A 25,036-nucleotide genomic window follows, 5' to 3' on the forward strand; every position below is an offset into this window, starting at 1 on the left:
ATTTAAAATCACTTTACGTATTTGTATTTGATACCATCATGTTACTGATTGATTACCCCGTAGTTTTTGATGAACAAAGTGGAGCGTATACGCAAAGTCATGCTGTCGTTTTTATCTAAACCACAGCATAAGTGCTGCCATCATTGCTGCTAAATTGACACATCGATAGATTTTTATATATTATATTTTAAGATAATGACATTCCAATGAGAAAGTTTTTACGCACTAAGTCTTCTATTTTAGTAGCGTCTATCTTTGCTCTTGGTGCAACCGTTCTCACAGGTTGTGATAATAGTAGTGAAACTAAGGCAGTTGATCGCGTTGAAGAGGCAGCAGCCCTAGCACGCGTAAAGGATCTTGAGGCACGTGCAGACGCCTTAAAAGGTAACATGCCTGCTGCCAATGATATAACTGTAGGCGGCGCTGATGCTGCAAGCGGTAAGCCGTCCATTAAGATGCCAGATGAATTGACCATTCCAGATGATGAGTATGGCGCTGCCGTACGGCGCGGTCTACAGCTTGCCAACCATACTTATAAAGAGCTGCCGAATAACGTTGGTAACCAGCTTAACTGTACCAGCTGTCACCTAGGCAATGGCTCAGAAGCGTCTGCCGCGCCTTGGAACAATATGCCCAGCGTCTATCCGATTTATCGCTCACGTGCAGGTCGCGTCGATACCATACAAGAGCATATTAACGGTTGTTTTGAGCGTTCGATGAATGGTAAAGCACTTGTTCTTGATTCAGATAATATGAATGCGATGGTGTCTTATATGAGCTGGTTGTCGCAAGATATGCCATTTGGGGTATCACCTGAAGGTCGCGGTTTTGTAAAAGTGGATAAAGAGTTAGAGCCAAACCCTGAAACCGGCAAAAAGCTGTTTGCAGAAAAATGCAGCGTTTGCCACGGTGCTGATGGCGAAGGTCAATACAATGCTGATGGTACTTACCTTTACCCAGCAGTCGCAGGCGACAAGTCTTTTAATGATGGCGCAGGCATGGCGCGTACATATACCGCCGCGGCCTTTATCAAAGGTAAAATGCCGTTCGGTCAGGGCAATACACTAAGCGATCAAGAAGCGGTCGATATTGCCGCCTACTTTACCCATTTGCCGCGCCCTGTCAAAGCCAATAAAGACAAAGATTGGCCAAATGGCGATGCACCAAAAGATGTGCGTCGTTAATTGAAAAACTTATGAGTTAGACCATAAAAAAATCCAGTTATTGAATAGCTGGGCTTTTTTATCATAGATAGTTAAGACAAATAGTTAGGAAAATTGGCGTGCTTTAGCTTTAGCCTTACTATTCATTTAGGGCAATTTCATATCGCCATCGACCAACCAGCCAAGGCGACGCATCACGTAAGCGACCACACCAGCAATGAGCGCTGGTAATACAAACATCAATAAGATAATCGCCGTCCACAACTGAGCACTGCTCATGATTTCTTGTGATGCTTCAATGACGCCAAACACCCCAACCAGTCCTGCCGTGCCCATACCAGCACCAGTTGCTGTGCAAGCTAGCCCAAAGCCAACGGTTGCGATAGGACCAACGATGGCGCTGGCAATCACAGCAGGCAATAGTACGAGCGGTTTTTTAAGGACATTAGGAATCTGTAGCATACTGGTGCCCAGCCCTTGGGATATGACACCACTGACGCCGTTGTCTTTAAAACTGGCCACCGCAAAGCCAATCATATGTGCCGCGCAGCCAACTACCGCTGCCCCACCTGCTAAGCCGCCAAGTCCAATAGCGATACAGATAGCCGCGCTTGAGGTCGGTAGCGTCAATAAAATACCCACGACGACTGCTATCACGATACCCATGAGAAGCGGCTGTAATTCAGTCGCTGCTTGAATACCCTGACCAATGGCGTTGACCGCAGCGACGACTGGAGGATTAAGTAGCGCACAGACGATGAGTGCCACCGTACATACCACTAACGGTATCAGCAAAATATCGAGCTTGGTCTTGCCAGCGACCCAAGTACCAGCGCGATAAGCAAATACTGAAGCCAAATAAGCACCAATTGGATTACCGGGCACAGCAGCGAAAGTTGCCGGACCTGCCTCTTGCGCGATAAATAAATTGCCCGCCATCAAAGCTTCAGAATGCGCGCCAAGCATCCCTGCAACCAAGCAGCTTAGCATCACCAAAGTTGGTGCTTTGAGGTAGTAGGCGATACCAACACCGATACCTGCGCCCATTAATACTGACGCCAGCTTGCCGACCGCTACCAAGGCTGGCAGGCTTAACCAACCACCAATTTGCGAGATGATAAGGCCAGCGATAAGGGTCACAAACAACCCTAACGCCATGCCGGTAAAAGCATCGATAAAATACTTTTGAAAAAAAGCTTTCATCATACCAACGGGCGCAGTTTCTGAAGGAGTCACAGTCATCATGATGCTCTTATATTGAGTTTGCGGAAAGGAGCTAAGAAACATATCAAAAAAAAGGGATAAAAAAAGCGTCCTCTGACGCTTTCTTTATCAATGCTTTAGGTTTAACGGCGCTGCTCAACGATAATAGAATCAATACCGTTATTTTGCAGGCGCTGCTGAGCGGTGGCAACCGCTTGACGATTATTCATCGGGCGTGAAATCACCTGGTAAATAGGCAGGCCATTACTGGTAGTGTTTTTCACCACTCTAGCATCGACACCAGCCATCAACACTTGTGCACGGCGACGGTCTGCTTCATCGGCATCACCAAAGCTGTTGATTTGCAAAATATAAGTCGCCGCAGGCTTCGCTGGCTGAATGCTAGCATTGCTAGCGTTCGCTGTATTAGCTCTGTTTGCAGCCGCGCCTGTATTATTGGCAGCTGGCGTACCATCATAAGTCGCATCTTCTTCGACGATGACAATATCGTCGTCATTACTACTATTTGCTGCATTATTCGCGTTGTTGCTACGACTAGGCTCAATCGTAGTGCTCTCAGAGATACCAAAATTACCCGCATCATTATTACTTGGCGCGGTGTTTTCTGGCTGATTAACGACTACATCTGGCTCAAAATCAGTGATTTGACCGGATTGGCTACTACTACTGCCTTCACCAAAGTCTTCATCAGGGATGGTCGCCATCTCTTGATTTGGCAAAATATCATAGAACTCATAATCACCATTGTCGGTGTCGGTATCGACTCGTTGCTGAACTTGTCTATCAGGATCGGTACCGTCTTCGCTGCCCGCAGGACTAAAATTAAACAATGGTGAAAGGTATAAAAACACCCCAATCATGAGCGTCAATACTGCCCCAACAAACATCCATAATAAGCCTGACACACTACTGGTTTTGCGTTTTTCAGTGGCACCTTTTGGTTTTTTGGCTAACATGGATCTCGTTCTCCCTACTGAATTATCTGTCGTTGTCGAGTTATCGTAATCGAATTGTCTTTATCGAATCAGCACTGTCGATTAGATTAGAATTGAAGAATTATCATCAAATAATGGCTACAGCCGTCTTCCTTTATACTACATGCTAGACGGTGCAGACAAGCCTAATAAGCTCAATCCATTGGCCAATACTTGACGCACGGCTTTAGATAAGCGTAAACGCGCTTGCATCAAATCCATCTCAACTTGGCTTGGCGTTTCACCTGAAGTTAGGCTGACCGGCAAGATGCGATTGCCATCATACCAACCATGAAATAACGCCGCCAACTCTTTTAGATAGTTGGTTAAGATATGCGGTTCATAGCCTGTCGCTGAGCGTAGCAAGGTTGACGGATAAGCGGCAAGTAACTTAATCAATTCTTCTTCACTTGGTGCGACTAGTAACGCTTGCTTTTCAGCGCCAGTAATATCGTCTACTTGCAGACCACTGGTTTCTAGTTTTTCTAACACACGGCAAACCCGGGCATGCGCATACTGAATGTAGTAAACCAAGTTGTCTTTACTTTGCGATTTGGCCAGCTCCAAGTCAAAATCGACGTGCACTTCAGGCTTACGAGCGACGTAATAAAAACGCGCAGCATCGTTACCGACTTCATGGCGCAGCTCACGTAAGGTGACAAATTTGCCCGAGCGCGATGACATTTGCACTTTTTCACTACCGCGCCATAAGGCAACAAACTGTACCAATACCACATCAAGGCGGTCGGCATCGATACCAAGCGCCGTCAATGCCGCTTTTACGCGCGGCACATAACCATGATGGTCAGCGCCCCAAACATTAATGACTTTATCAAAACCGCGATCGAACTTGTTTTTATGATAAGCAATATCAGAGGCAAAATAGGTGCTTTGACCATTGGCACGGCGCACAACGCGATCTTTTTCATCGCCAAAATCAGTCGATTTAAACCAGATATTGCCGTCTTTTTCGTATAAATAGCCTTTTTCATCAAGGATTTGTAAAACAGGCTCAATCTCGCTATCGATGGATCTTTCGCTAAACCAGCACTCATAACGGACACCAAAGTCATTTAAGTCGTCTTTGATATCAGCCAAAATACTGCTCAATGCTGCATTTAAAAACAGCTCATAACCGGCGCCAAGCAAGGCTTTGCTATTGGCAATCAAACCATCGATATGGGCTTCTTTATCGCCTGATAGCAGTACTTTTTCGCCATCATTATTTATTTCAAACTGCGCATCTGCTGCTACGTCCTTTGCAATATCAGCAAAACTATGAACGTAGCTGTCGCCATGCTGGGTTTTTAGCGTTTGCGCGATATCACTGACATAATCGCCTTGATAGCCATTGACTGGGAAGGTGACTGCCTCGCCGTTGGCCTCTAGATAACGCAAATAAGTACTGGTCGCTAAAATGTCCATTTGGCGTCCGGCGTCATTGACATAATACTCACGCGTGACGTCATAACCAATGGCTTCAAGCAAATTTGCCACGCTCATTCCAAAAGCAGCGCCGCGTCCATGACCGACGTGTAAGCTAGACGTAGGGTTGGCCGAGACAAATTCAACTTGGATTTTTTGACCTTTAAACTGCTTGCTTAAACCAAAGCGTTCTTGCAACTTAAAGATATCTTCTAACACCGCAAATTTGGCTTCAGTATTTAAAAAGACGTTGATAAAACCGGGGCCTGCGATTTCTACTTGACGAATATTTTGATTTTCAGGCAAGGCATTAACGATTTTTTCAGCAAGCTGGCGCGGATTGGCTTTCGCAGCTTTGGCAGCCGTTAGGGCGATATTGCTCGCAAAGTCACCATGACTGGTATCTTTAGTCCGCGTAATTTGGCTGTTGTTTTGCCAATCAGCCGGTAGTTCGCCGTTCGTTTTTAGGACTTTAATGGCACTGTCAAACAGTGAGGCGAGCGTATCGATTTGGGCTTGTGACATAGGACTATAAACTCAGATAAATGAACAAAAAATTGGGGTAATATAAGATAAGGCAGAAAAAATAAGTAACCTATAAATATAACAACCTTTAGCTGCTATTGCACTATTTGAACCAAAAATAGCATTAAAATCACCGCTATTATACTAGATATGCGCAAGTGACAAGGTAACGGCTATTATAGGCTGCCAATACAAGTCTATTTAGGCGGATTGTAGCGTTACTGTTGTCTGACGTTGGTGAAACATTTATAGCAACCTCATTCCGCGTTATAATGGCAACATTAATCTATTACTGCTATAAATGCTGATGCCATTTATAACCATATATAAAAACAGACCATAGAAAACGCAGCACTTTACACTTTCATTGACAGGATAAAACCATGTTTGCTATTGCTTCTAGTACCGTCACCAGTTGGGGCATGTATATTTTATTGCCCATTTTTATTGCTTTCTTATTCTTTATTATTTGGGATTTATCAAAACAGTCTAACGCTGGACGCGCTGGTACTTTTTGGATGTTTTTAGCGTTAGGTGCAGGCTTTATTGGTTTTATCCTCAAAGTATTGATAGAGATGGCATTTAAACGTTGGTTTATTTAACCGACCTCCCTTTGCCAACCGCAAACTAACCAGCGCTATTTTTTTGCAATTAAGGTTGCCCGTTTCGGCGCCGGATACCCTTCGATGGTTTTACTGGCATCACTAGGATCTAAAAAATCCGCCAAGGAATGATACGTCATCCATTCGGTTTTGCGCTGCTCCTCAGTCGATGTAACCGCTACATCGACGCAGCGTACCTCGCTAAACCCCGCTTTTTCTAGCCAACCAGTGAGCGCCTCAACCGATGGCAAAAAATAGACATTATTCATCTGTGCGTAGCGGTCGTGCGGTACAAGGACAGTATTGGCATCGCCATCGATAACCAAGGTTTCAAGCACCAGCTCGCCACCTTTGACCAACTGACCTTTTAGCTGTTGTAAATGCTCAAACGGCGACTGGCGATGATAGAGCACACCCATACTAAATACGGTATCAAATAGCTGGCTATGCTCCGGCAAGGCCTCAAGCGGTACGGGAATATAATGCGTTTTATAATGATCAGCGGCGCCGACAAAATGACGAATAGCCATAAATTGATGATAAAACAAGCACGACGGGTCAATAATGATGACCGTCTCTGCGCCCGCACCTGCCATCCGCCAACCGTGATAACCCGAGCCACCGCCCACATCTAATATTCGTCGTCCTTTTAACGTGCCTAAATGCGGCGCGACCCTTTGCCATTTCCAATCGCTACGCCATTCGGTATCAATCTTAATACCTGACTCATCATCGCCAATCTGACCACCAATCTGAAAAGGCCCTTTGCGCCACGGCATTAGCTGCTTTAGTAGCGCTAAGGTTTGTTTGCGCTCAGAGTCGCTGAGATTGGCGGCAATCGTTAACACATCACTATCCAAATCTACCTTATCAACCGCTACTGTTGGCAAACGTGCTACCGACGCTTGGTAAGCAGGCGCGTGCGCGTAATTGGCTTTATCTTTGATAGCATTAAGCCACGTCGGCAAGCGCGTGAGCCACTCATAAGCGCTTGGCTGCTGCTGCGCCAGTGACAGCAAGGTTAAATATAATTCGCGTTCAGCATGGGTGATGGTGTCATTAAGCATAAAAACAGATTGCCATGTTGGTAAAAAGATAGAGTAAAAATTTACATTAAAAGTCGAGCCGTTATTACTATCGCGTTTAAATATTATTTAAAGGCCACAATAGAGACAAAGTTTAAAAATTGAAACCACGTCAAATGACGCTCAAAGCCAACTTGCGCTAGACGCGTATGATGCTCATCCAAGGTATCGGTAATCAAAACGTTCTCTAACGCATTGCGTTTGCCGCTGATTTCCATCTCGGTATAACCATTGGCGCGTTTAAAATCATAATAACGCTCAACCAACCACGCATCATACTGCTCATCAAAAGCATGGGTTTTTTCGGTCAATACCAAAATACCCCCTTCACTTAATGCGGCATAAATTTTCTCAAGCACTGTCACTCTATCGGCAGCGGGCAAAAACTGTAGCGTCAGATTCAGAATGACCATATCGCATGGCTCAAGCTCGACATCACGAATATCGGCGGTGATAACCTCGATGTTATGCGCGGGATAATTCTCCGTTAATAACGTGCTCGCCTCATTGGTCATCGCGGGTGAGATATCAATCGCCTTCATCTGTAAATCTTGCGGCTCAAACTCGCCTGCCAACGCCATACTTGCTGCACCCAGTGAGCAGCCCAAATCATAGACACGGCTGACACGCTGGCCGCTATCATCTTGCTGGCGGTATTTACAGTGACGACGAGCGAATATCGGCAACATCGCCAGCACTTGACCATAACCGGGTACACTACGGCGAATCATATCAGGAAAACACGCCACCACTTGCTCATCAAAAGAAAAACGCGCCGCTTTATCGAGTGGCGTGGTAAATAAGGTATCGTGCTTTACGGTGTTATTAGTCAGGTTAGTAGGCTTAGTTTGGCTCATGAGGTTGCTCATTTTTTGATAGTGGTTCGTTTTTTAATAATGAAACTTTGATTCTTTAAAAATAAAATATTAATTAAATGGTGAATTGCTCAGTGCTTTAAAGATAGCAAAAGCCCATTATAACATTACTGTTTGTTACTTATGGCGAGCAACTGCCCTGCTAAGCTAAATAGGTAACGCTAATTCTTTATAAAGGCAATATTGAGACATAAAATTAGTATTGAAAGATGAGATATTGCAACTAAATAAAAACCTTAGCGCATCTCTATGACAACAGCTATAATAATAGGAACAATTATGCAAACCATTATCTTAGGCGGTGGCTGCTTTTGGTGCACCGAATCAGTATTTTTATCCGTAAAAGGCGTGCAATCTGTGGTGTCAGGCTATATGGGAGGCGATGCCGTTTCTGCTAACTATGAAGCGGTCTGTGGCGGTGATACCGGACACGTTGAAGTAATCAAGGTTGAATTTGATGAGTCTATCGTACCATTAGAAGTGGTTCTTGATGTGTTTTTTGCCACGCATGATCCCACCACCATGGATCGTCAAGGCAATGATGTCGGCAGCCAATACCGCAGCGTGGTTTTTTATACCGATGAGGCGCAAAAACCAACGGTCGACCGTACTATTAACAAATTACGTGACATGGGCCTTAATGTGGTGACAGAAGTCCATCCTGCTATGGAATTTTACAAAGCTGAAGACGCCCATCAAGATTTCTATAATAGAAACCCGGGTCAAGCCTATTGTAACTTTGCTATTCCGCCAAAACTTGCCAAACTACGCAAAGAATTTAGTGAGTATATGGTGCATTAAACAAGTAACGTAAGTTTTATACGCTATCAAAGCCAAGGGTTAAGACGCTTGGCTTTTTTATTGCGTTTAGCGGTATGATAATATCAGACATCTAAAGTATATATAGGTTAGGAATAAAGGTATGGATTCTAAATTTTGGCAACAGCGCTGGCAAGATGGCCGTATTGGCTTTCATAAGTCTAACATCAATCCTCAACTAACCGAGTATTTTTCTGAACTGGCAGTGCCCATCGGCAGCCAAGTCTTGGTACCTTTATGCGGTAAATCGGTTGATATGGTATGGCTTGCGCACGCAGGCTACGACGTCGTTGGCGTCGAGCTGGTGGAAACGGCTGTGCAAGCGTTCTTTGCTGAGCAAAAGGTTATTCCAACTATTACTGAATTTACGAGCGCTACTGCTAACGCCATTTTAAAACGCTATCAGGGTCAGCTAGCTGGGCAAACCATTACTTTATGGGCAGCAGATATTTTTGCCCTGAGCGCCACAGATATAGGCGAGATTAATGCCGTTTATGATAGAGCAGCATTGATAGCCTTTCCAGCAACGATGCGTGCTGATTATAGTGCGCAAATAGTCAAACTTAGCAATCATGCGCCACAACTATTAATCACCCTAAACTATGACCAAAGTAAAAAAGACGGCCCGCCTTTTTCGATTAGTCAGCAGCAGTTACAGCAGTATTATGATACCGACTATAAAATTATCGAGCTTGAAAACCAGTCATCAACCCTTAATGCGGCATCTGAGCTAGCCGTAACTGAACAGGTTTGGTTATTAAATTCTTAATCAACTTATTCATTGGAGCTAAACCACGAAAAAGCGCTAAAGCTTGCTTCAACAGGATAGCCAAACCCTCTCTTAACCTCACGCTCACGTCAATTTATAGTAACTGAGTGCTTCGATACCTTTTCTTTACTATTGAGATTGGTTACTCTAAGTTCATACTGCTTAATACAGCTTTGTTCTCTTTCAATGACTATTTCGATGTTTATAGGATATTTCCATGCGTTTTTCTTCGACCTCTACGTTATCACTACTTAGCATCGCGGTTGGCCTCAGCTTTGCCAATACTGCGCAAGCGGCTAAACCACCCGCACCAGACTTATCTAATAGCCAGTTTCAGCAGTGCTTAGATGGTTTAAAAAACTCTAGTAAATTCCGCGGCGTCGATAGCTATACGTTTAATAATTATCGTCCAAGCCAGCCTGATCCTAGTGTGATTCAGTCACTCAATTACCAGCCTGAATTTCAAAAAGACGTTTGGGATTATCTATCATCGTTGGTAGATAAAGAGCGGGTCGAAGATGGTATTCGCGCAAAGCACCAATGGGCAGATACCTTGCGCCGCATTGAATCGCGCTATGGGGTCAAAGCCGAGCATGTACTGGGCGTATGGGGCGTGGAGTCAAACTTTGGTCAGACATTGGGTAAAAAACCCTTGTTTGAGTCTTTAGCGACGCTGTCATGTTTTGATCGTCGTCAAAGCTATTTCCAAGGAGAATATGCCAATGCGCTAAAAATCGTCCAAAATGGCGATATTGCACCTAGTGATATGACCGGCTCATGGGCAGGTGCATTTGGGCAAACGCAGTTTATGCCAAGTACCTTTTTAGAACTGGCTGTCGATTTCGATGGTGATGGCCGCCGCGACTTAGTTAATAGCGTCCCTGATGCGCTCGCCTCTACTGCCAACTTTTTGGACAAACGTGGTTACCGTACCGGCGAGCCATGGGGTTATGAAGTCAAACTGCCGAGTGGTTTTTGGGGCGCATCAAACCGTAAAGACAAAAAATCTATCAGCCATTGGCGCAATCAAGGGCTGACATTGGCGAACGGCAGCCCTCTGCCTTCTACCTTGGGCAGCGCAGGTTTATTATTACCAGCCGGCACTGATGGCCCAGCATTCTTGGTGGGTAAAAACTTCGACACGTTTTATTCGTATAACGCTTCAGAAAATTATGCTTTAGCGATTGCCCACTTATCAGACTTAATCGCGCGTGAAGACAGCAGCAAAACCGACTTTGTCACTGCCTGGCCGACGGACGACCCTGGTATTAGCCGTCAGCAATCTAAAGATATCCAGCAAGCATTATTAAATGCAGGCTACGATATTGGCGAAGTGGACGGTATCATTGGTGATAATACGCGTGCGGCGATTCAGCAATATCAATCAAGCCATGGCATCTTTCCAGCCGATGGACGCGCCGGACAAAAATTTTATCGCGCCATCGTTGGCAATAGTGCTGCAAGCACTTCCCAATATGGCAATCCGTACGGACAACCCGCAAACAGCCGTCCCTTAAACCCTGCGCCTGCAGACCGTATGGGGCAATTGATTCAACAGCAAACTGGCAGCTCAAACTCTAATCATTACTCGGCACAGCCGTCTGCACAGCCAACCGTTAGACCATCAACCTCATCGGGCAATACGCGCTATCGCCGTGTTACCAGTCCTGATGGTACGATAAAGCTTGTACGTGTCGATGAAGGTTCATAATTAGCTAAGCTAAAGAATGAATTATTTAGTATCTACAAGCATGTATTAGCGACTAATAAAAAAGCCACGCAAATGAGCGTGGCTTTTTTATTAAATGAATTGAATAAACTGAAAAAATACGGTCAATGTTCCATTATTTTGTTAAATAATACCTACTAGATAACAGGTGGCGGATTTGGTTTACCATTATCGCCATCCCAATTTTCGCGGGCTTTATCATCTAAATCCGCAGGCGTTTTTGGTTTCCATTTACCGTTTTCTTTCCACGTCGCATCACCCCAATCAGCATCTTCTTCCTTTCTATCCAAGTCCTTATAGGCTTGGGTTGGGTCGATGCCGCGGCGCTTCATATCGGCGACTTGTTCTTCGAGCGTACGAAACTGGTCGGCTTCAAGCATGGTTTCTTCTAAGCTGGTTAGTTCACTATTTAAATTTTTTTTGGCATCACTCATTGTTCGTTCTCCCTAATTATTAAGCATTATTATGTATTTATACGCTTATTATTACGGGTATTGCTCAGCTTCACAACTACAGAGACGTATGCTTTGTATTACAAAGGGTAAGCGCCGGATTTATAAATGGATTTTTTATCCATAAAATTATAAATAGAGCAGAGAGCATTTGCCCTAGCTAAGCGGTAAAGTTGGCGCACTAGGAGTGTTGGCGTCAGTGCCTGTCAATAAGCTCTTCGCATAAAAGGTGAGTTTCCAAAGCTCTTGTGACACGCGCGTGCCATAGGTGGTGAGTTGAATCCAGTTAGCCGCCACCAACTGCCGCTGTAATTGGTTTAAGTCATCTTGATAAATCTGACAACGTGCCACCGCGTGAACATTTGGCATGTCATTTTTGATATCTGTTTCAGCTTTGACTGCGATTAAGCGATTAATGGCGCTCTGTAAACCATAGCTTGAAAAGGTAGCCGGTATTTTTATTAAGGCGATGAGCACTTCTTGCCACGATAAAGTCATAGGGCGGGTGACGTCGGTTAAATTACCGCCTTCATAGGCTTGGGCTTTGTACTGAATCTCAAAAGTGTCTGTCAGCACCAGTGGCTTGCTGACACTATCGGCTGCTAAATGATCGGTAACAGCAGGGCGAGATTGGGTAATTTCGGCTTTCTTGGTAGAAAAGCTCGTGGCCGTTTCTTCGGCCAGTGCCGATTTATTGGCTTTCATCAGCTCGTCGCTCACTCTTACCCAGCCGTCCCCTACTTCATGATTGGCGACCATTTTATAGAAGGCCTGAATGAGTAGCTGCTCGATATCATTTTCTGTTTCATAGTAATAAATCTTATCGGCTTTTTTGGTCACCATGTTGGTGAATTCTTGCAGCTGCCGACTGATATTGACCTCGTTATGATGACTTTTGACCAATATTAACAAGGGTTTGAGCTTGGCTTTGGCATTGAGATAGCTCAAATGCATTTGACTGACACCAGTATTTTGCGCCGTGCCATAGCTATCACCGATTATCATCAGCGCATAATCGCAAGCATCGATACACTGGCGACCATATAACGCCGCTTTGGGTAATTTGCTAGAAACGTCATAGGTTAAAAATGCGCGGCCTTGGAAAAACATCGCCACACTGTCTAAAACCAACAGTTGGTCGTTGTCAGCGCATATGACGTGAATATGATAGCGACGGTTTGACACAATCACCTCTAAACTTATTAGTCATATAAATGAAAGTTATCTCGATTGTTATCGAAAAGCGATAGCATCAGAGCCTGTCTAATATTCTGTTTGGCAAATACTAGCCTAGCATTATATTACGCGAATACGTTTAATTTATTGCTAATTCCACTAATATATTGCGGGATTATAACAGCTACTTCACTATTGCACAGGCAAAAAACCCTATTAGACTAAAACAAAAGGGCTTAAGGCGAAAGAATATACTGTATACGAGACTGTTTACCCAATAAACGTCGCACTACAGCGCCGAGCTGTTTATCATACTTAGTCGCATAAAAAGTCAAAGCCGGCGGTATATCTATAGCGGTCGCTAGGCCATTTAACGCTTCATTAGCTGATACCTTAACGGGTAATGCTAACAACTGTTCTGCTATCAATAGCTGCTTAACGCGCTCAGCGATTGCATGCCCCGAATCGACAATATGTAGCGCTAACTGCTGCTGAGTAATTTCTTGGCGTAAAAACGCTTTAAAAAATGGATAATGGGTACAGCCTAATACCAACTGATCGACGCCATCTTGCGAAAATTGCTGCAATTGCAGGCGTAAATCCTGAGCCGTTTTGCTGTCTTTAGGCATACCTGACTCAACCCAAGGGACTAAGTTTGGGTCAAAGTATTTGGAGACTCTGGTGGCATGAGGAATGGCAACATTCGTAATGACGTCATTTAGTAGCGCACCGTTTAACGTCGCTTTCGTTGCCAATACGGCTACGTGATGAGTTTTGCTGGCCAATACCGCAGGTTTTAAAGCAGGCACCAGACCAACAATAAGCAGCTGCGGATAATAGCGTCTGGCAGTCTCTAACGCATACGCCGAAGCACTATTACAGGCGATGACGATAAGCTTGCAGCCTTGTTGGTATAGCCATGCCACTGCAGCGAGCGTTAAGGCTTTAATGTCTTCACTATCACGATTGCCATACGGTACATGCAAGGTATCGGCATAATAAACGTAACGCTCATGCGGTAATTGCTGAGCCAGATGTAGATAGACCGACAAGCCGCCGACGCCCGAATCGAACAAGCCGATTGGCGCACTGCGTTCCTTTTTAAGCGCGTTATTTATCACGCTATCATCTGCTTTAAGCGTTTTAAAACTATCATTAATAAATGTGGTTTTGTGCGTCTCAAGGCTATCAATAATATCAAGGCTTGTATTATCAGGCACTGCTTTTACGGCAACCTTCATTGCTTTCTTACCGCCGTTCTTATATAAGTATTAAATATAGTCTATTATGAATCTGATGGCATTGATAACGTATAAGCGTTATCACCACTTTGCAGCGTTAGTATCGTCTCACCTTCACGCTCTGTCAATTCACCAATTTCTGTTAAATGATAAAAAGCGTTACGTCCAATCAATGCTTCCAAGCCGTTTCGTACCATCATATAAGGACGAATTTGCGTAGAGCTTTCTGTACTTTTATTATCTTCTTTATTCTTACTTTTGTCAGAATGGCTATTGTCATCAGAGTCTTTCATTGTATAAGCACGCAAACTAATCGGATGTTCATCATCTAAACGAACTACATCACCGGTGGTGGTCGTAAATTCTAGCCAGCTTTCACCTTGTTCTTCAACGATACCAACATCGTTAATCAGTAACGGCGCATCTTCTACGTGGATACGCAGTTTTTGTACCGGTGTCTTTAAAAAATACTCAACCGCGCCATTATTTTCTTCTTTCCACAAAATAGTGGCAAACAAACTGACTAATGACTGACGGGTCATGTGCCCGCCTTCGTGCCACCACTCGCCGTTGGCTTTGATGGTTAGATCCATGTCCGTTACTTGCTCAGGATGCCAGTTCTCAAGCGGCGGTATAGCGCGCCCTTCGCGTATACTTGGCGCTGACTTAAAATACTGACTCAAAGCATCCATACCATTTGGCGCAGACACCTTGTCATTCGTGACTTTGAGGCTATCTTTATCATTAGAATTGTCGTTTTTATTATCGTCATTCATCATAAAATCCTTTATGTAGTAATCAAAGTTTGGCGCATCTATTATTACTATAAATTTTTGTTTCGGGTATGATGAAAGCCTATCGTCATTGTACCCCCATTATTTCCCTCTTACCTTAACATTGATACCCAGAAATGCGTATCGTGTTTGTAGGACTTTTCTTTTATAATGAGTAACGATTATTTATTTGCAATGGTTCAGTGGGTGTTGAATTAACAACACATTTTACGTTATGGGTGCTAGATTTTACGTCAATCTTTGTACGCTTAACGTCGTCAATTGATGCCGCAAAGACAGTTCTTATCGGGCAGCCATATGTCTGAGTAACGTTAGCGCCGCAAGCTTTATTATTCAATTGTTAAGCTAATGATGCCCTGAGATAAGCCACTAAAAGTTTAGGAGTAGGTATGCAAGAGCAAGACAATCAAAAGCCTGTTGTTGATAATGACACTGTTAGCAACGACGTTGTTAATAATGACACTGTCAGTAACGACACTGTAAATAGCGACATCGCACATACTGATGTAGCCGTAGAAGAAGTCGCCACTACTGAAGAAAGCGCTGCAACTGAGGCGACAGAAGTTGCCGCTGAGCCAGTAGAAGCCACTACTGCAACAGAAGCAACGCCCGAGCCAGCCGTAGAACCAGAAACTACTGAGCCTGAAATCGAACGTGAATCAATGGAATTTGATGTCATCATCGTCGGCGGCGGCCCAGCGGGTTTATCAGCGGCCATTCGTCTGCGTCAGCTTGCTCTTGCAGCGGGCAATGAAGAATTTATGGTTTGTGTGGTCGAAAAAGGCTCAGAGTTTGGTGCGCACACCTTATCTGGTGCGGTTATTGAGCCGCGCGCCTTAAACGAGCTGATACCAGATTGGAAAGAAAAAGGCGCGCCACTAAACGTACCTGCCATTGAAGACCGCGTTTATATGCTTGGTTCTGCGACCAAAGCAACCAAGCTCCCTGATTCTATCGTACCTGCCAGCATGCACAATGAAGGTAACTACATTGTCTCATTGGGCAACGTCGTTCGCTGGTTAGCTGAGCAAGCAGAAGAGCTTGAAGTCATGATGTTCCCAGGCTTTGCTGCCGATGAGATTTTATATAATGATGACGGTTCGGTAAGAGGGGTTTTGACCGGCGACATGGGCGTGGCTGCCAATGGTGAAGCCAAGCCGAGCTTTGAGCCAGGTTACGAGCTGCTAGGTAAATATACCATCTTTGCCGAAGGTTGCCGTGGACATTTGGGCAAGCGCCTCATCAGCCGTTTCGCGCTTGATAAAGACTCAGACCCTCAGCATTATGGTATCGGTCTAAAAGAGCTATGGGAAGTCAGCCCAGAGAAGCACGAGCAAGGCGTGGTCATGCATGGTTCAGGTTGGCCATTAACGGATACCGGCTCATCTGGCGGTTGGTGGTTGTACTTCGATGAAAACAACCAAGTCAGCTTTGGTATGGTCATCGACCTATCGTACTCAAACCCTTATATGTCACCGTTTGATGAGATGCAGCGCTTAAAACTGCATCCAGTCATTCGCAACGTCTTAGAAGGCGGCAAACGCCTGTCATACGGCGCGCGTGCGTTGACCAAAGGCGGCTTAAACTCCTTACCAAAATTCACCTTCCCAGGTGGCGTGTTGGTCGGTGATGAGGCAGGCTTCTTAAACCCTGCCAAAATCAAAGGTACGCACACCTCAATGAAGTCAGGTATGTTGGCGGCTGAAGCGATTTTTGAAGCGTTACAAGCAGGCCGTGAGTATGACGACGTGGTTGCCTATAGCACCATGTATAAAGAATCATGGCTGTATCAAGACAACTACGAAGCGCGTAACTTTGCCCCAGCCATGCACCGTATGGGTCAATGGATGGGCGGCGCCTTTACCTTTATCGAGCAAAATTTGCTTGGCGGTAAAATGCCTTTGACCATTCATGATAATAAGAGAGATTATGATCAGCTAGAGCGTGCGGCGCATGCTTATCAGCCAACCTATCCTAAGCCAGATGGTAAGCTGATATTTGATAAGCTGTCATCAGTCTTTATCTCCAACACCAACCACGCTGAAGACCAACCGACGCATCTGAAACTCACCGATCCTACGGTGCCTGTTTCAATTAACTTACCGCTGTATGCTGAGCCTGCGCGTCTGTACTGCCCAGCTGGCGTTTACGAGGTGGTGAAAGATGCCGAAGGTGCTAAGTTTGTTATCAATGCGCAAAACTGTGTGCATTGTAAGACCTGTGATATCAAAGACCCGTCACAGAACATTACTTGGGTAACGCCAGAAGGCGGCGGCGGTCCTAACTATCCAAACATGTAAATCATGTTTGATATAATTATGGCTTAATAAAAAACCGCTCTTAATATAAGGGCGGTTTTTTTATATTTATAGCTTCGACAGCATAACTTTTTAGCTTACCAAAAAGATCTAATCAGTCCACGCATCACGGTTGGCTTCATCTTTTAGTTTCACAAAATCATCGGGGTCAAATTTGATTTGCTCGCCGGTTTTGCCTTCTTTGATTTGTCTTTCATAATCACGCAAAATTCTAAGCGCCACTGGCGACAAGATTAAAATCGCTATCAAGTTGACGAGTGCCATGAGACCCATTGATAAGTCAGCGAAGTTCCAAATAGCAGGTAAGCTAGCAATAGCACCAACAAATACCATGCCTAAAACCATAAAACGGAAAATCATAATCATGACTTTGGCATTTTTTTCACCAGAGATAAATTCAAGATTGGACTCGCCATAGCTGTAGTTGGCAATGATAGAGGTAAACGAAAAGAAGAAAATTGCAATCGCGACAAAAACTACGCCCATATCGCCCACATACTGCGACAGTGCCAACTGGGTTAATTGAATACCTTCTTGTTCGACATTTGGATCGACGACCCCTGAAAGTATAATAATCGCCGCGGTTGCCGTACAGATAACCAGCGTATCCATAAAGACACCGAGCATTTGCATAAAGCCTTGCACCGCTGGATGGTCAGGATGGCTTTTTGCCGTCGCTGCGGCATTGGGCGCTGAGCCCATACCCGCTTCGTTCGAAAACAAACCACGCTTGATACCGTTAATCATTGCTTGCGCAATACCATAACCAATCACACCGCCCGCTGCCTGCTCAAAGCCAAAGGCCGATTTTACAATCAAGGCAACCGCCGCTGGGAATTCGCTAAAGTTGGTGATAATAATATAAAGCGCCAACAAGATATAAAGAATCGCCATGACTGGCACGATTTTACCTGCAATACGTGCAACCGAGCGTAGTCCGCCAAATACCACTGGGGCGACGAGCGCGACCAGTATTAACCCTGTCATCCACGTTGGAACACCAAACGCTTCATTGGTCGCCTGCGCAATCGTATTCGACTGCACGCCATTAAACGCCAAACCAAACGCAACCAGCAAACAAAGCGAGAAAAATATCGCCAGCCAGCGCTTGCCCAAACCTTTTTCGATATAGTAAGCCGGTCCACCGCGGTAAACATTGTCATTATGCGGCACTTTATAGGCTTGGGCTAAGGTTGACTCGATAAAACTGGTCGACATACCGACGAGCGCCGTCATCCACATCCAAAATACTGCGCCCGGTCCACCAAGATAGATAGCGATCGCTACCCCTGCCAGATTACCGGTACCGACACGCGCCGCTAAAGACGTCATCAGCGCCTCAAACGAGCTGATACCACCATCTTTACGGCCTTGGTTTGACACCCGTAATAATTGCCACATATGACCAAAGTGACGAAACTGAATAAAACGCGTAGCAACGGTGAAATATAGACCAGCCCCAATCAACACAAACATCAACAATCCATACCAAGGATTGCTGGCGATTAACCAATCATTATTACCCCAAATAATACTAACACCGTAGTTAACGATGCTATTAAACCAACCTGCTATGCCTTCATTCATAAGAACTCCTCACTTACGCTGTATAAATTTTGCTTATTTTTATCTAAAAATTCATTTAATCGATTAAAATAGCCAACAACCTTGCTAAAAATGCCTGCTAACAAGATACCGTGTGCATTCTATAGAGATTAAGACGCCTACTACTATCAAATTTTTTTATTAATTTAAAAAAACTATTTCCGAAATAAATGTCACTTACTATTGAAGTCCTATAGAATGGAGAATGTAACAAATCAGTAGCATTGGTTAGACATTTATCGTACGATTTCAGTAATATTAAATGTTCTAAACACTTATAGAAGTCTACTTTATTACCGACCACGTTTTTTAACTATGATAGAGTGGATTTTATAGATATTAGCATTCGGTTGATATTGACTTATTGGCATGAATAGTTAGCGTATTAAAAACTTTAAGACTCTTGTCAGGAAGACGGGATCGTAAAAAGACAGCGGATTGTTCCACCCCATCGTATTTCCTCGATAAATCCCCTTTTTCTGCAAGATATACTTAAAAGCCGTAATCACCACCCTCGTTAACTTTTTATTTTAAAAAACACTCTGTTCATACGCTCTACTTCAACAATCTTTACCTGAACTTTTTTTATAGACTCGACTATTAAATACCTCATTTTGATAGCAGCAGTTTTTAAATAACAGGTTGTTAGATGAGTATTTTTTAAAACGTTATGAATGGTGCACTTTTAAGTATTTTTATCATTTTGATGGTATGAGGCAGCAAATAGCTATTTCTCGTCGTTTATTGACTGACAAATAGCCAACGCCTCTTTCATGGGTAAGTATTTTTTTCAGCCAAGTACTTGAGTCCGATTGCATAAGCCACCTATATCGCAGTTTTATAGGGCTAATAGCGCGTGAAGCGCCACGCAATCAGCACTTGTTAGGCTCAAATCAATAATTATGTTTTTAAGCTAGACAAAAGGAGTTGTCCTATGGAGAACCACAACGATTCATCAGGTTATTGGCGTGCCAATCTCCGTCTCATTAAAGTTAGCCTTGTCATTTGGGCCTTAGTCTCTTATGGTTTTGGCATCTTACTACGTCCATTATTGTCAGGTATTAGAGTAGGCGGTACCGATATAAGCTTCTGGTTTGCACAACAAGGGGCTCTTATCGTTTTTATCGCTTTAATCTTCTTCTATGCATGGCGCATGAATAAACTCGATAAACAATATGGTGTAGACGAGGAATAGTCCTATGAGTCAATTTACGATTAATATTATTTTTGTAGGTCTATCCTTCGCTTTATACTTCGGTATTGCTTGGTGGGCACGTGCAGGTTCGACCAGTGAATTCTATGTTGCTGGCGGCGGTGTGCATCCCGTTATGAATGGTATGGCAACAGCCGCTGACTGGATGAGTGCGGCGTCATTTATCTCAATGGCAGGTATTATTGCTACTGGCGGCTATGCGGCCTCAACTTATTTGATGGGTTGGACAGGCGGTTATGTACTACTGGCCATGCTCCTAGCACCTTACTTACGTAAATTTGGTAAGTTCACGGTTCCTGACTTTATCGGGGACCGTTTTTATTCTAAAACTGCTGCTATGATTGCGGTTGTTTGTTTGATTATTGCCTCAACCACTTACGTTATCGGTCAGATGACCGGCGCTGGGGTAGCATTCTCACGATTCTTAGAAGTGGATAATACCACCGGTCTGATTATTGCCGCGGTCGTCGTATTCTTCTACGCCGTACTTGGTGGTATGAAAGGGATTACCTACACGCAGGTTGCGCAGTATATCGTTCTTATGATTGCTTATACCATTCCTGCGGTGTTTATCTCACTTGAATTAACAGGCAATCCGATTCCGGGTCTTGGTTTGTTCTCAAACCATGTTGAAGCAGGTGTTCCTATTTTAACTAAGCTTGACCAAATCGTCGTCGACCTAGGCTTTACCGCTTATACCGCTGATGTACCAAACAAGCTAAATATGGTGCTGTTTACTTTATCACTGATGATTGGTACCGCGGGTTTACCGCACGTTATCATTCGCTTCTTCACGGTTCCTAAAGTTGCTGACGCCCGTTGGACAGCTGGTTGGACGTTAGTTTTCATCTCGCTACTCTATTTTACTGCTCCGGCAGTAGGTGCGATGGCACGTTTAAACCTAATCGATACCATTTATCCACAAGGTGTTGATGCCCCTGCGATCGAATATGATCAACGTCCAGATTGGATGAGAACATGGGAAGATACCGGTCTTATTAAATATAACGATCTAAATAACGATGGTCGTATTCAGTTATATAGCGATAGCGGACTTGGTGCAGCAGAGCTAGCATTGGCTGCCGCAACAGCTGACGGCGGTGATGTTGCTGCTGCTACTACGACAGTTGAAGAAGCTAAAGCTGAGCATGCTTTAGAGCGTGATGGTATCTTTGTCGATAGAGGCTGGGAAGGTAACGAGCTTGATGTCAACGCTGATATCTTGGTATTGGCCAATCCGGAAATTGCACAGCTACCAGGTTGGGTTATTGGTCTTATCGCCGCCGGTGGTTTGGCAGCAGCGCTATCAACGGCAGCGGGTCTACTACTTGCCATCTCATCAGCGATCAGTCATGACTTGATTAAACGTAACTTAAATCCAAACATTACTGATGCAGGCGAGCTAAAAGTCGCGCGTATCACGATGGCTATCGCGATTGTGGTTGCGACATGGCTCGGTATTAATCCCCCAGGATTTGCCGCACAGGTCGTTGCATTAGCCTTTGGTATTGCAGGTGCTTCACTGTTCCCTGCATTGATGATGGGTATTTTCTCGAAGCGTATTAATAACCTTGGCGCCATCGCTGGCATGCTCACAGGTTTGATTAGTATCTTGGTTTATATCTTTGTCTTCAAAGGCTGGTTCTTTATCACTGGTACGGCAAACTTCCCTGATACGGAAGAGTATTGGTTATTTGGTATCTCACCACTATCGTTTGGTGCGGTTGGTGCATTACTTAACTTCATCGTCGCATTCGCTGTTTCTTATGCGACTGCGCCACCACCAGCCCATATCCAAGAATTGGTTGAAAGTGTTCGTTCGCCACGCGGAGCTGGCGGCGCAATCGATCACTAATCTAGACGATATTATGTGCTATTCTTTGTAAGATAATCACTCACCGGCAGCAACTGCTTGTGAGTGATTTTTTTATCTTTTTATGAATTGGTTTTAAATGCGCTGATGGCGTTAAGGAAAAATCTTATGCTTTTTGAGTTTATCGCCACCATAGCTGCTGGATTTGGTATGGCTGGGATAGCACTAATCATAACTCATCTCAGCAAACTGGCAGGAAAAAAAGCCCCAAGATGGCTGATTCCATTATTTGGGGCGATTGGTATTTTTGGCTTTCAAATCAGCCAAGAATATAGCTGGTTCGAGCAGCAAACTGCGCAACTACCTAACGGCGTGCATGTGGTGAAAAAAGTTGAACAGAGCACTTGGTTTCGTCCTTGGTCATATATCAAACCACAAACCTTTCGTTTTATGGCCGCAGACAGTGGGCACGCGCGCGCTAATGCTGATAATCCAGATGTTTATTTGGTGAATTTATATTTGTTTGAGCGACGTCGAAGTGTGCAGCAAGTACCGCAAGTTATTGACTGTGCTGCCCCTGCCCGCGCCGATTACGTATTGCAAGAAAAGGATAGTAAGCTGAGCATTGATGAGCATGTGAAGCAAACCACTAAGTGGCGGCCATTAGAAAAAAATGATCCGTTATATATCAACGTTTGTATCAATAAAATTTAATAACGCGTGTTGATACTGGTATAAGCATGTTTTGAGTTTGCCCCCAATAATAAGCCGGCGCATAGTCCGCCAAAATGCGCCGCAAATGAGATGCCTTGCTGCGGCATCAAACCTTGTTTGATGGTCAACCAGTAACCAGTTCCCATGACAATACAAGCAAACAGATAACCCCAGCGCCGCGCAAATAACGCTCCGCCTATCATATAACCCAGCATCGCAAAACATAGCCCCGAAGCGCCGATATGAATCGACAATGGCGAACCGATAATCCAAGTCGCCAATCCTGACGCCACGATCAATTTAATTACCGTACGATAAGCATTATTTTCAAATAGTCCGAACAAAAATAAAATTTGTAATAACGTCAACGTATTGCCAAGTAAGTGAGAAAAATTGCCATGCATCGTCCATGACGCAAACACCCCAATCATACTACCTAAGTCTAACGCCCGTGGCACAATCCCAAAGATATTCCATAGCCCGAAAAGCAGCGTTTCATTGAGAAAAAACATGCCCCACATCGGTATAAGAACAAACGCATATAAGCCAAAAACTTGCTTAATTCTGCGTGTTATTAAGCTAAATAATTGCTGCCACTTCATAACAAACCTTATCTTTTAAACCTTTGAATGTTATTAAAACCCTATTGCTCGCTCACAGAAGACCGTGGGCTTTTTACAGGTTTAAATGACAATGATGAGGCGTCTTCTTCTGCCGTTAATACACTCTTGGCATGCAGCAAAGAGGTCGAATGATAAGGAACCAACGCCGTTGGCATAAAATCACGCGCCGCATCAATATGTTTGACCGAATCATCAAAGAAGATATGTGGCGCAAAGGTTTTTAATACTGCCGTCTTTTCAAGTCCGCCCAAAAAAAATGCCATATCGAGATCAACACCCCAATCACGTAGCGTTTTAATCGCCCGTAAGTCCGCAGGGGCATTACGGGCAGTGACTAACGCTATCTTCATGGGAGAAGTATGCAAGCTTGCAGGCAAACGCTCTTGCATTTTTGACAGCTTAATCAACAGTTCTGCATAAGGTCCTTTTTCTATCGGCAAATCCCGCATTTCGGCTTCACGCTCATGAAAAGCCCGCAACCCTTTTTGTTTATAAAGCAGCTCACCTGAGTCATCAAACAATACCGCATCACCATCAAATGCGATACGCAGCTGCTTAGTATCGAGCTCATAAGTATTTACTGGTGTGGCATCTAATATCGCACAGGCACAAATATTGGCATCGGCAACTTGCTGAGCGTCATCACGATTGGTGGTCAAAAACAAATCCACATTAAAGTCTTTAATATAAGGCGCTATAGGGCTTCCGGATATAAATGCCGAGCGAGAAATGGTTAAACCATGTTCACGAATTGCATTAAGCACCTGAATACCTGTATCAGGGCTACTTTTTGAGACGATAACCACTTCTACCAATGGCGTCTCGATACCTGCGTCCTGCGCCTCGCAATCATGGCAATAATTATTCAAATTTAACAATGCTTTAATAAGCGGATAGCCGGCTCCAATGCTGAGCGAATCATTCTCGCGTTCAGCCATATAGTCACGGAACTCTTTAATCGCCTCGCTGGGTCGCTGCTGTAATAATGCTATCAGATGATTTTCAGACTCTGATAAATCAAATAAAGCGGTTGCTGATATCGCAACGATCAAGGTATTGGTAAAATCAACTGCCATAGCTTTCTCTATTTATAAAAACTTTGTTAAAAAAATTATGTTAAAAATATCAAACGACCAGTTTACTACATCTACCTCAATCTATAATGTTAAGAAATTTCTATGAGTAAACCTTTGTTTTATGACGGATTAAAAGACATAAAAAAAGCCTGCATACACAGGCTTTTTATTTTTTAATAAATCAGGTCTATAAGTAATTCTATATTATTAATAATGATTAACTAAGGTCAGTATCTTCATTAATGACAAAGCTCACAATCATAATGACATGATACTTATTAATCTTACCATCGGTAATACCAACTTTCTGCTCTTTTACCCAAGCACCTTGAACATTGTTAACGGTTTTGGCGATACGCGCCACGCCTTTTTGAATAGCGTCTTCAAAACTTGTTTCTGAGGTGCTGCTTACTTCAATATTCTTTGCAATAGTCATAATCATCTCATCCTTGTGATTATTAATTTTTATGATATTAAGTTCATTTATAAAAGCCCATGTTTCTCTAGTAATCCTGCATCGATAACATGAACTGTAATAATCATAGCTTTAATAAGTCATCTCAACAATACATAGCTGTTAAGTTATGTATTAGGATATGTAAAATAGTTTTCTAACCTCAACCGCTAGACAAAGAAAAGCCCCTCAACAATTAAGTTGAGGGGCGATTCAGGAATAGAGAGCTGACGATGACCTACTCTCACATGGCCGGGGCCACACTACCATTGGCGCGATGATGTTTCACTTCTGAGTTCGGGAAGGGATCAGGTGGTGCCATCATGCTATTGTCGTCAGCAAAGGGGGTTAGATATGAGTCTGCAAA

Annotated in this window: 22 protein-coding genes and 1 rRNA gene; 9 read left to right on the forward strand and 14 right to left on the reverse strand. The window is 44.0% G+C overall.

Features of this window, described 5'->3' with window-relative positions; genetic code table 11:
- Positions 1-206: 206 nt before the first annotated feature.
- Complete coding sequence (locus JMX70_RS12090; RefSeq protein WP_201592414.1) at positions 207-1,184, forward strand: c-type cytochrome; 978 nt, start codon at positions 207-209, stop codon at positions 1,182-1,184.
- A gap of 126 nt (positions 1,185-1,310) precedes the next feature.
- On the opposite strand, the gene JMX70_RS12095 is transcribed toward JMX70_RS12090, so the two are convergent.
- The 3 genes from JMX70_RS12095 to argS all read right to left on the reverse strand — a co-directional run bounded on the left by JMX70_RS12095 (position 1,311) and on the right by argS (position 5,311).
- The gene (locus tag JMX70_RS12095) at positions 1,311-2,408 is read right to left on the reverse strand and encodes a PTS transporter subunit IIC (protein ID WP_265089136.1); all 1,098 of its coding nucleotides are present in this window, start codon (positions 2,406-2,408) and stop codon (positions 1,311-1,313) included.
- Positions 2,409-2,509: 101 nt separating this feature from the next.
- Complete coding sequence (locus JMX70_RS12100; RefSeq protein ID WP_201592416.1) at positions 2,510-3,343, reverse strand: SPOR domain-containing protein; 834 nt, start codon at positions 3,341-3,343, stop codon at positions 2,510-2,512.
- Between the two features lie 138 nt (positions 3,344-3,481).
- Positions 3,482-5,311 (reverse strand): arginine--tRNA ligase, encoded by a 1,830-nt coding sequence (argS, locus tag JMX70_RS12105; protein WP_200663472.1) that lies wholly within the window; start codon positions 5,309-5,311, stop codon positions 3,482-3,484.
- A gap of 383 nt (positions 5,312-5,694) precedes the next feature.
- On the opposite strand from argS, the gene JMX70_RS12110 reads away from it, so the two are divergent.
- Entirely contained in the window at positions 5,695-5,913 is a 219-nt protein-coding gene (locus tag JMX70_RS12110) for a DUF2788 domain-containing protein (RefSeq protein ID WP_068406984.1), read from the forward strand.
- Positions 5,914-5,948: 35 nt separating this feature from the next.
- Here JMX70_RS12110 and cmoB read toward each other — a convergent pair whose 3' ends face one another.
- The gene (gene cmoB / locus JMX70_RS12115) at positions 5,949-6,980 is read right to left on the reverse strand and encodes a tRNA 5-methoxyuridine(34)/uridine 5-oxyacetic acid(34) synthase CmoB (RefSeq protein WP_201592418.1); all 1,032 of its coding nucleotides are present in this window, start codon (positions 6,978-6,980) and stop codon (positions 5,949-5,951) included.
- 83 nt (positions 6,981-7,063) lie between these two features.
- Positions 7,064-7,867, reverse strand: a complete 804-nt coding sequence (gene cmoA / locus JMX70_RS12120; protein WP_201592429.1) for a carboxy-S-adenosyl-L-methionine synthase CmoA — start codon at positions 7,865-7,867, stop codon at positions 7,064-7,066.
- Between the two features lie 285 nt (positions 7,868-8,152).
- Between cmoA and msrA the strand changes: the two genes are divergently transcribed.
- The 3 genes from msrA to JMX70_RS12135 all read left to right on the forward strand — a co-directional run bounded on the left by msrA (position 8,153) and on the right by JMX70_RS12135 (position 11,172).
- A complete protein-coding gene (gene msrA, locus JMX70_RS12125) occupies positions 8,153-8,674 on the forward strand; it encodes a peptide-methionine (S)-S-oxide reductase MsrA (RefSeq protein WP_144298101.1) in 522 nt (173 codons plus the stop codon).
- Positions 8,675-8,795: 121 nt separating this feature from the next.
- Positions 8,796-9,461 carry a thiopurine S-methyltransferase gene (gene tmpT, locus JMX70_RS12130; RefSeq protein ID WP_201592431.1) on the forward strand — a complete coding sequence of 222 codons (666 nt, stop codon included), beginning with the start codon at positions 8,796-8,798 and terminating at the stop codon, positions 9,459-9,461.
- A 217-nt stretch (positions 9,462-9,678) separates the two neighbouring features.
- Positions 9,679-11,172 carry a lytic murein transglycosylase gene (locus JMX70_RS12135; RefSeq protein ID WP_201592433.1) on the forward strand — a complete coding sequence of 498 codons (1,494 nt, stop codon included), beginning with the start codon at positions 9,679-9,681 and terminating at the stop codon, positions 11,170-11,172.
- 155 nt (positions 11,173-11,327) lie between these two features.
- Here the strand turns inward: JMX70_RS12135 and JMX70_RS12140 are convergent, their stop codons facing one another.
- The 4 genes from JMX70_RS12140 to JMX70_RS12155 form a co-directional block, all read right to left on the reverse strand.
- Complete coding sequence (locus JMX70_RS12140; protein WP_068406968.1) at positions 11,328-11,624, reverse strand: hypothetical protein; 297 nt, start codon at positions 11,622-11,624, stop codon at positions 11,328-11,330.
- 174 nt (positions 11,625-11,798) lie between these two features.
- A complete protein-coding gene (locus tag JMX70_RS12145) occupies positions 11,799-12,827 on the reverse strand; it encodes a DUF4062 domain-containing protein (protein ID WP_227671265.1) in 1,029 nt (342 codons plus the stop codon).
- A 227-nt stretch (positions 12,828-13,054) separates the two neighbouring features.
- Entirely contained in the window at positions 13,055-14,059 is a 1,005-nt protein-coding gene (gene murI, locus JMX70_RS12150; protein ID WP_200663460.1) for a glutamate racemase, read from the reverse strand.
- Positions 14,060-14,103: 44 nt separating this feature from the next.
- Complete coding sequence (locus JMX70_RS12155) at positions 14,104-14,838, reverse strand: DUF1285 domain-containing protein (protein ID WP_406947881.1); 735 nt, start codon at positions 14,836-14,838, stop codon at positions 14,104-14,106.
- Positions 14,839-15,515: 677 nt separating this feature from the next.
- On the opposite strand from JMX70_RS12155, the gene JMX70_RS12160 reads away from it, so the two are divergent.
- On the forward strand, positions 15,516-17,153 hold the full coding sequence (locus tag JMX70_RS12160) for an electron transfer flavoprotein-ubiquinone oxidoreductase (RefSeq protein ID WP_201592485.1): 1,638 nt from the start codon (positions 15,516-15,518) through the stop codon (positions 17,151-17,153).
- 108 nt (positions 17,154-17,261) lie between these two features.
- Here JMX70_RS12160 and JMX70_RS12165 read toward each other — a convergent pair whose 3' ends face one another.
- A complete protein-coding gene (locus JMX70_RS12165) occupies positions 17,262-18,758 on the reverse strand; it encodes an alanine/glycine:cation symporter family protein (protein ID WP_201592439.1) in 1,497 nt (498 codons plus the stop codon).
- Between the two features lie 952 nt (positions 18,759-19,710).
- Between JMX70_RS12165 and JMX70_RS12170 the strand changes: the two genes are divergently transcribed.
- The 3 genes from JMX70_RS12170 (at position 19,711) to JMX70_RS12180 (ending at position 22,516) form a co-directional block, all read left to right on the forward strand.
- Complete coding sequence (locus JMX70_RS12170) at positions 19,711-19,971, forward strand: DUF4212 domain-containing protein (protein ID WP_201565170.1); 261 nt, start codon at positions 19,711-19,713, stop codon at positions 19,969-19,971.
- A 4-nt stretch (positions 19,972-19,975) separates the two neighbouring features.
- Positions 19,976-21,844 carry a sodium:solute symporter family protein gene (locus tag JMX70_RS12175; protein ID WP_201592442.1) on the forward strand — a complete coding sequence of 623 codons (1,869 nt, stop codon included), beginning with the start codon at positions 19,976-19,978 and terminating at the stop codon, positions 21,842-21,844.
- Between the two features lie 126 nt (positions 21,845-21,970).
- Positions 21,971-22,516, forward strand: coding sequence for a hypothetical protein (locus tag JMX70_RS12180; RefSeq protein WP_201592451.1), 546 nt, complete (start codon positions 21,971-21,973; stop codon positions 22,514-22,516).
- Here the strand turns inward: JMX70_RS12180 and JMX70_RS12185 are convergent.
- The 4 genes from JMX70_RS12185 to rrf all read right to left on the reverse strand — a co-directional run bounded on the left by JMX70_RS12185 (position 22,513) and on the right by rrf (position 25,009).
- Entirely contained in the window at positions 22,513-23,118 is a 606-nt protein-coding gene (locus tag JMX70_RS12185; protein ID WP_201592462.1) for a rhomboid family intramembrane serine protease, read from the reverse strand. The two genes, JMX70_RS12180 and JMX70_RS12185, sit on opposite strands and share 4 nt — an antisense overlap.
- A 41-nt stretch (positions 23,119-23,159) precedes the next feature.
- The gene (locus tag JMX70_RS12190; RefSeq protein WP_191692501.1) at positions 23,160-24,215 is read right to left on the reverse strand and encodes a 5'-nucleotidase; all 1,056 of its coding nucleotides are present in this window, start codon (positions 24,213-24,215) and stop codon (positions 23,160-23,162) included.
- 217 nt (positions 24,216-24,432) lie between these two features.
- Positions 24,433-24,651, reverse strand: coding sequence for a dodecin family protein (locus JMX70_RS12195; RefSeq protein WP_105246437.1), 219 nt, complete (start codon positions 24,649-24,651; stop codon positions 24,433-24,435).
- Positions 24,652-24,894: 243 nt separating this feature from the next.
- A 5S ribosomal RNA gene (gene rrf, locus JMX70_RS12200) occupies positions 24,895-25,009 on the reverse strand.
- Positions 25,010-25,036 lie beyond the last annotated feature (27 nt).

This window comes from Psychrobacter pulmonis, from assembly GCF_904846465.1.
Lineage (GTDB): Bacteria > Pseudomonadota > Gammaproteobacteria > Pseudomonadales > Moraxellaceae > Psychrobacter > Psychrobacter faecalis.